5 protein-coding genes are annotated in these 6,603 nt (G+C 31.7%); all 5 read right to left on the reverse strand.

Going from position 1 to position 6,603, the window contains the following annotated elements; translation table 11 throughout:
• Positions 1-420: 420 nt before the first annotated feature.
• Positions 421-1,395: an NAD(P)-dependent oxidoreductase gene (locus tag QM536_05800; GenBank protein MDI9356522.1), complete on the reverse strand. Its 975-nt coding sequence runs from the start codon at positions 1,393-1,395 to the stop codon at positions 421-423.
• 3 nt (positions 1,396-1,398) lie between these two features.
• Positions 1,399-2,463, reverse strand: a complete 1,065-nt coding sequence (locus QM536_05805; GenBank protein MDI9356523.1) for an FAD:protein FMN transferase — start codon at positions 2,461-2,463, stop codon at positions 1,399-1,401.
• 73 nt (positions 2,464-2,536) lie between these two features.
• Positions 2,537-3,721 carry a GWxTD domain-containing protein gene (locus QM536_05810; protein ID MDI9356524.1) on the reverse strand — a complete coding sequence of 395 codons (1,185 nt, stop codon included), beginning with the start codon at positions 3,719-3,721 and terminating at the stop codon, positions 2,537-2,539.
• 27 nt (positions 3,722-3,748) lie between these two features.
• Complete coding sequence (smpB, locus tag QM536_05815) at positions 3,749-4,222, reverse strand: SsrA-binding protein SmpB (protein MDI9356525.1); 474 nt, start codon at positions 4,220-4,222, stop codon at positions 3,749-3,751.
• Between the two features lie 9 nt (positions 4,223-4,231).
• Complete coding sequence (locus QM536_05820) at positions 4,232-6,349, reverse strand: M43 family zinc metalloprotease (GenBank protein ID MDI9356526.1); 2,118 nt, start codon at positions 6,347-6,349, stop codon at positions 4,232-4,234.
• Positions 6,350-6,603: the final 254 nt, after the last annotated feature.

A 6,603-nucleotide genomic window follows, 5' to 3' on the forward strand; every position in this document is an offset into this window, starting at 1 on the left:
TACATATCCTCTACTCTACATATCCTCTACTCTCAAAAGCTTCCACAAATTGAGGATTTTGTGTTATCGCTTGATTATAATGTTTTATCGCATTTTTATAATCTATTGACATGATTCTTTTAATTTCTTTTAATAGGTATTCTTCTGCTGTTATCATATTTGTAGTTGTAATAATAAATAAGTTATAATATATAATTTAATAATTATGAAAAAAAAGTATGTATGAGAACCCTTTTGAGTATTTGCTTCTTTTGTATTTTACAAATATGTAATATATTTTTTTTTTCAATACATACTTTTTATAAAATATAATAATATTTTATTCAAGATTTTTTGTCTGTTTATGAAACTAAAAATACTATTTTAAAATAACACAATGGTTCTTAATATAAGAAGAATCGCATTACTAGTATATCAATATTACATGGAGCTTTGGAGATTAGGAGTGATTTTATTATTTTTCTGTAAAAAAGCGACTATTTTTTTTCCTATAACTTCACTAATTTTTTGATAGGACTCGTGTGTCCACCCTGCAACGTGGGGTGAGAATATTACTTGTGGGAGAGCGGAGAGTTCTTGGAGAGTATTTTTTTGTTCTTGGGTGAGGGTGTTTAATTTTTCATTTTCTAATACATCTAAGGCGGCAGCTACGACTTTTCCTGATTGTATGGAATGGAGGAGGTCTTTTTCTACTACTATTTCGCCTCTAGATGTATTTACAAAGAATATTTTTTTTTGAAAAGAGTTAAAAAAATGCGTATCTACAAAGAACTTTGTTTCGTGGGTAAGAGGTATATGGAGGGAGACAATATCTGCATGTTCAAATATATAGGGGAGGGAAACTTTTTTTATGAATGAATGTGGGAGTGTATCTTTATATTTATCATAAGAGATGATATTGCATTGGAAGTTTTTTAATCTTTTGGCAAGGGCAGTTCCCATAAATCCACATCCTATGATAGCAATTGTTTTTCCTTTGATTTCTGTGCCTCTGTTTTCTTCTCTTTTCCATATTCCATTTCGTATTTCTATGGTGGAGTTTATGATTTTGTTTAGGAGAGCGAGTATGAGAGCGAGGGTATGCTCTGCTACCGCATCTCTGTTTCCTTCGGGAGCATTACAGAGATGGATATTTTTTTTTTTTGCGAGGTCTGTATCTATCAAATCCATTCCTGATCCTGCGCGGGCAATAAGTTTTAATGCAGTGGCTTGGGAAAGAAAGGTATCATCTATTGCTATTTTAGAACGGAGTATTATGGCAAAGTATTGATGGATTTGTTCTAAAATAGTTTTCGCATCCCAATCGGGCTTGTAATCTACGGTGAGTTTTGCTTTTTGAAGTATTTCTATAATGCGTGGATGCATATTATCTACGATGAGTATCCGTTTTTCCATCTGTTAAAAATCTGTAAAAGAAGAATCTATTTTTGGAAATTTGAGAAAATGTATGTGTTTTTCTATATTTTTTGTAAGATATGTTTTTATTTTTCCTGTTTTATCAGAGAATATGAGTATTGCATCTAAGGTACTGTTTTTTTTTAGAAGAGCGATAGATTTTTGAATGCCCAAAACCATACAGGCAGTGGCAATAGCATCGGCATCTGTACAACGAGGTGCAAAAATAGTAGTACTGAGGAGCGTATTTAACTCGGGTTTTCCTGTAAAAGGGCTAATAGTATGTGAGTATTTTTTTCCATTGTGAATGTAATAATTTTTATAATTGCCTGATGTTGCCAAAGCAGTATTTTTGACAGAAACAGTTGCAATTATTGCATCGTCTAAAGAATCTATTGGGTTCTCTATGCCCATTATCCATTCTTGATTTTCTTTATTTTTTCCTTGGCAAACAACCTCACCGCTTATTTCTACCATAAAATTTCGTATTCCTTTTCCCATCAAGTAGTCAGCCACAATATCTACAGCGTATCCACCAGCTATGGCATTGAAATCTAAAGACATTCCTTTCTGTTTGATAGCAAATGTTTCAAAGAGAGATATTTTATCAAAGCCGACAAGGGGAAGCAAAGTACTGACGGTATTAGTATCTTGTATGTTTTTTTTTACAGGACCGAATCCCCATGCATTCACTAATATACCTATGGTCGGGTCAAAAGCACCCTCCGAGAACTGATATATTTTTTTACTTTCTTTTACTATTGTTTTCATATGTTCTGTTTCATAAAAAAATGTATCTGTCGTATTAAAGCGAGATATTTCAGAATTGGGAACATAGAGGGAGAGAGCATTGTTCATTTTGTCTAAAAGAGAATCAATGTTTTTTTGGATAATTTTATTGTTGATGCCCTTATCTCTGTATTTAATATTATAGGTAAGCACTCCCATTGTTTTTCCGCTGAGAAATACTTCTTTCGTGGATTGTTGTTTTATATCTCTCATATACCATACCGTAAAGAGGGCGATAATAAAAATAATGGAAAAAATTCTATTTTTTAATGATTTCATTGTTTGTATATTTTTATAATAATTTCATTCCTTCGGGATAATAATAACACTATTCGTAATTTATAATTCTTTTTTATTTATCTTGCTGTAGTCTAAATTTTTCAATAACATTATACCAATCTAATTGGTATGTTTCATGTCTTTCTAGTATATATTCTTGGGAAGAGAGTATTGTTTTTTTTTGAAAGGAGAACTTGAGATTTCCTTCTTTTTCTTTTCTTATATATGTCCATATTTCTGATTGTGAAAATTTTTCTACCACATCGGGCTTTCCAAATAGAGTGTAGATACATCCTCTATCCGTTTTCCAACCTTCTTTATAAGAAGTGAAGAGAGCATTAGCAGAGGTAATTTTACGAAAATACTTTTGCATGAGGTCTTTTGATTTCTCTACAGAGTTGGTGATGCTCAAAAGAACATTATCTAAATTTTTTTTTTTGTAAGTAAGTATTTTTTTATATTCTTCATCGGTGAGTATATATATCATAGGTTTTACTATTTCTTCTATTCGGACGTAGCGTGGGTAATAAAAAGTTTCTGCTCGTATGGCAGTGGCAGTAGAAGGATTATTTTCTTCTTGTAGAATATAAAGTCCTTGTTTTTTGAAAGTAAAAGGAACGAGAGATGCGATTGCAAAAGAAGAGTCAAAATATGTAGGAGTGGTAGTAGTGTCTGCAAAAACTTCTCCTGCGGGCATGCTTTGAGGGAATTCTTTTTGAGAGTAATATGCAATTATTTTTTTGTCAGAATCTATGCTGAGTGTATCTTTTGTACTGATGAAATGAGAATAGAGAGGTATTTTTTTAGAAGAAAGTATATTGATAAAAAAAGGATTATAACTATTATTTTTTAAAAGCGGTATATCAAAAAAATAAGATTTCCCGTTCTGTATGTTATCAATTTGAAATATAAGGATTGAATTGAGAACATGGGAATTGCAAACATACACACTTTGAATGGAAGGGTATACAATACGTGTCTGTGTGCTATCAAAAATAAATGGTTTGGTTTCTATAATATCCGTATTCTCATAGCTTTCTTTAAAAAAAGTAGAAACCCTATAATCTGTTATGGATTCATTTTTTGGAAGGGTGATTTGAAAAAATATTTGCAGGGAAGTATCTTTTTGAAAGCATCGGTATTTGAACTGTATAGGGGAATCGGGATTATATTGAAAGCTCATATTAAATGCGCTGAGGGGTTGGGCTATTACTGAGGTCTGTATTAGAAAAATATATATATTTGTAATGATTTTCATTTGCTTTTTTATTGAGATATACTTTATTTAGATATACTTTCTGTTTAGTTCTTTTTTAAGGTCTCTTTCTTTTATGACTTCTCGTTTATCATATAATTTTTTACCCTTAGCGAGGGCTATTTCTAATTTTGCGTACCCTTTTTGATTTATGAAAATTTTTACAGGTACTATGGTAAGTCCTTTTTCTTCTGTTTTTTTCTCCCATTTTACAATTTCTCTTTTTTTTAATAAAAGTTTTCTCTCCCTTGTTGGTTCGTGATTAAAATAAGTCGCTTTTGAATAGGGAGTTATATTCATTCCTTTGATAAAAAGTTCTGTATTGGAAAAATAACAATAACTTTCTTGAATACTGATTTTTCCTTCTCGTATAGATTTAATTTCAGAACCTTGTAAGACAATCCCGCAGATGAGAGTATCCAAGAATTCGTATTCAAATCTTGCTTTTTTATTGCTAATACTTACTTGAGAAAGAAATGTTTTTTTTTTTTGTGAGTTATCCATTGTTTTTGTTTAGTGTAAAATAATTTTTTTGAAAGAAGTAAAAGTTTCTGCTTGTATTTTCATAATGTATATTCCACGGGGCATTGTATGTGTAGAAAATGAAAAGGTTTGATTCAGAACATTTGAGAACATGGTATTAAAAACCGATTCTCCTCGTATAGTAAGTATATTTATAGATATATTTTGTTTTTTTTCTACTGAAAAAGCAATAGACATTTCTGCAGAAGCGGGATTGGGATATATGATATATGCTTGTTTTGGTCGAACAATAAGAGAATCAGCAGATATAAAAAACTCTATATTATCCAAAAAAAGATTATTAGTTCCGTTATTAACCGCTACAAATGCAATTTGTATGGGATTCTTGCCTGCATAGTGGGAAAGATTTATATATTTGTTTTCCCAATCATTCTTTTGAGGGTAATATTCTACGGATACTGCAAATATATTTTTATTTGTATTTTGGTATGGTACAATAATCCAACTTTTTCCTCCATCATCAGAAGCATAGACCTGCAGAACATGAGCAGATGAAGAGAATGCTACATCAAAAAAAAAAGATGCTTCTGTAAGACCTTCCATACTCAAGCGATCGCTCACAAGCCAATATTCATCACGTATAAACCTTTTATGAGTAAATAAAGGTGCTTTCATTATAGTATTGACTGTATTGGTGGTATCAGAAACTGCCTGCCACGTATGTCCTCCTTTTGCACTGCCAAAAGCAGTAAAAATACCCTGTTCTTTTTTTAAAAACCGCTCTATAAGAGGGAGAGAGAGAGTATCGGGATTAAAGAAATAAAATACTCTTTGCACAGTATCATTGAATAATTGTATCTGCGATGGAGTAATACTTGCTGTAAAAGTTATAGTATTTTTTCCTCTTACTGTATGAGAAATGGGTATTTGTTTTTGGAGTTTCATCTTTGGGTTGAGAGTATCGGGATAGAAAATAGTTTCTATTACTCCATTATAATTTTTTGAGAGATGGAATCCTTGTATATCCCTGTTTCCATTATTTTGAATAGTTATATGTATATTGTTTAGGGTATCTAAAACAAAAGGTATATTTTCTGCACTTATTTCTATATCGTGTATGATGGCATTAGGATAATGAAGGCCTTTAGAAGTGCGTAATGATACTCTTCGTGGGCTGTTTTCTAAGACAATTCGCATTCGAGTTCTTTGGCATTTGGTAAAAGAATTCATACATTGGTCGTATGTATAATCTAAAAAGTTCTCTATCATGTTCTGTCCCCCACAGGTTATTCTCTTTGAACAACCCGTTGTAAAACCAGCTTGCGGAGGGGTATCATCACAATAATCTGTCCCATCACAAGAAGAAGCATCTCCCCATATATGATTCAATCCTAAATAATGCCCGATCTCATGAGTAGCAGTTCTGCCCTTTGCATAATTCCAATTAGGAATGGGATAATAATCTAAACCAAATGCTCTATAATTTATGACTACTCCATCGGTGCTATCGGAGACAGTATTCTCATCTTTCAAACCTGGAAGATAACTTACGGGAAATTGTGCATACCCTAAAGAACTTGCACCTGCATTACAAACCCATATATTCAGATATGATTGTGGATCCCATACACTCAACTTACTCAGTTCTAAAGCACCATTCCCTATATTGTACGTTGTTTTATTTCCTTTCACTCGCACAATGCCATTAGTAGCGTTTCCATTGGCATCTTGCCTTGCTAATACAAACTCTATATAGGTATCCCCTACTACATTTTTAAATACTTGCTGGGTTTGAATGGTATCTTGATTTTTTCTTCTGTAATCTTTATTGAGTATATCTATTTGTGCAAATACCTGTGAGTCGGGAATATTACTACCCGTTCCATACTCTTCCCCGTTATGAATAATATGTACCACCACAGGAATAGTATAGACGGGAAGTGCTTCCTCCGACACCCTATTTTGTCTCAACTGCTGTTCTTTTTCTTTTTTTTTATGAGAAATAAATGTTTCAAAAGCATTTCTCTTTTGATCATACAAATTCTTATAGAATGCCTTTTCTACCTCTACACTTACGCATCTATTTTGGGAATATGCCCTATACCCTAAAAAGAAAAAAAATACACACAAAAAAATTTTTAAATCCATTGTTTTTGAATTGTTGAATAAATCATGTTTTTATGGGGTTCAAAATGATGTTATTTCAATATATTTTTTATTTGTGTAATATATGTTTTTGTAAAAAATTCTTTACAAATTCATAATTCTTTGTGGAACTTTGCGGTATATCTTTTATTTTTATTGTTACACAAAAGACACAAAGGTAGTTGTAGATACATAGTTACCCTTTATTTTATATATATTATTTGAATCATATACTTCACAACTCATAACTTATATCG

The sequence above is a fragment of the Chitinophagaceae bacterium genome (genome assembly GCA_030053935.1).
Classification (GTDB): domain Bacteria; phylum Bacteroidota; class Bacteroidia; order Cytophagales; family JASGCU01; genus JASGCU01.

Bases quoted from the DNA above. Each gene is read 5' to 3' on its own strand.
- QM536_05800 (MDI9356522.1), bottom strand. From the start codon at position 1,395: ATGGAAAAACGGATACTCATCGTAGATAATATGCATCCACGCATTATA.
- QM536_05805 (MDI9356523.1), bottom strand. From the start codon at position 2,463: ATGAAATCATTAAAAAATAGAATTTTTTCCATTATTTTTATTATCGCC.
- QM536_05810 (MDI9356524.1), bottom strand. From the start codon at position 3,721: ATGAAAATCATTACAAATATATATATTTTTCTAATACAGACCTCAGTA.
- smpB (MDI9356525.1), bottom strand. From the start codon at position 4,222: ATGGATAACTCACAAAAAAAAAAAACATTTCTTTCTCAAGTAAGTATT.
- QM536_05820 (MDI9356526.1), bottom strand. From the start codon at position 6,349: ATGGATTTAAAAATTTTTTTGTGTGTATTTTTTTTCTTTTTAGGGTAT.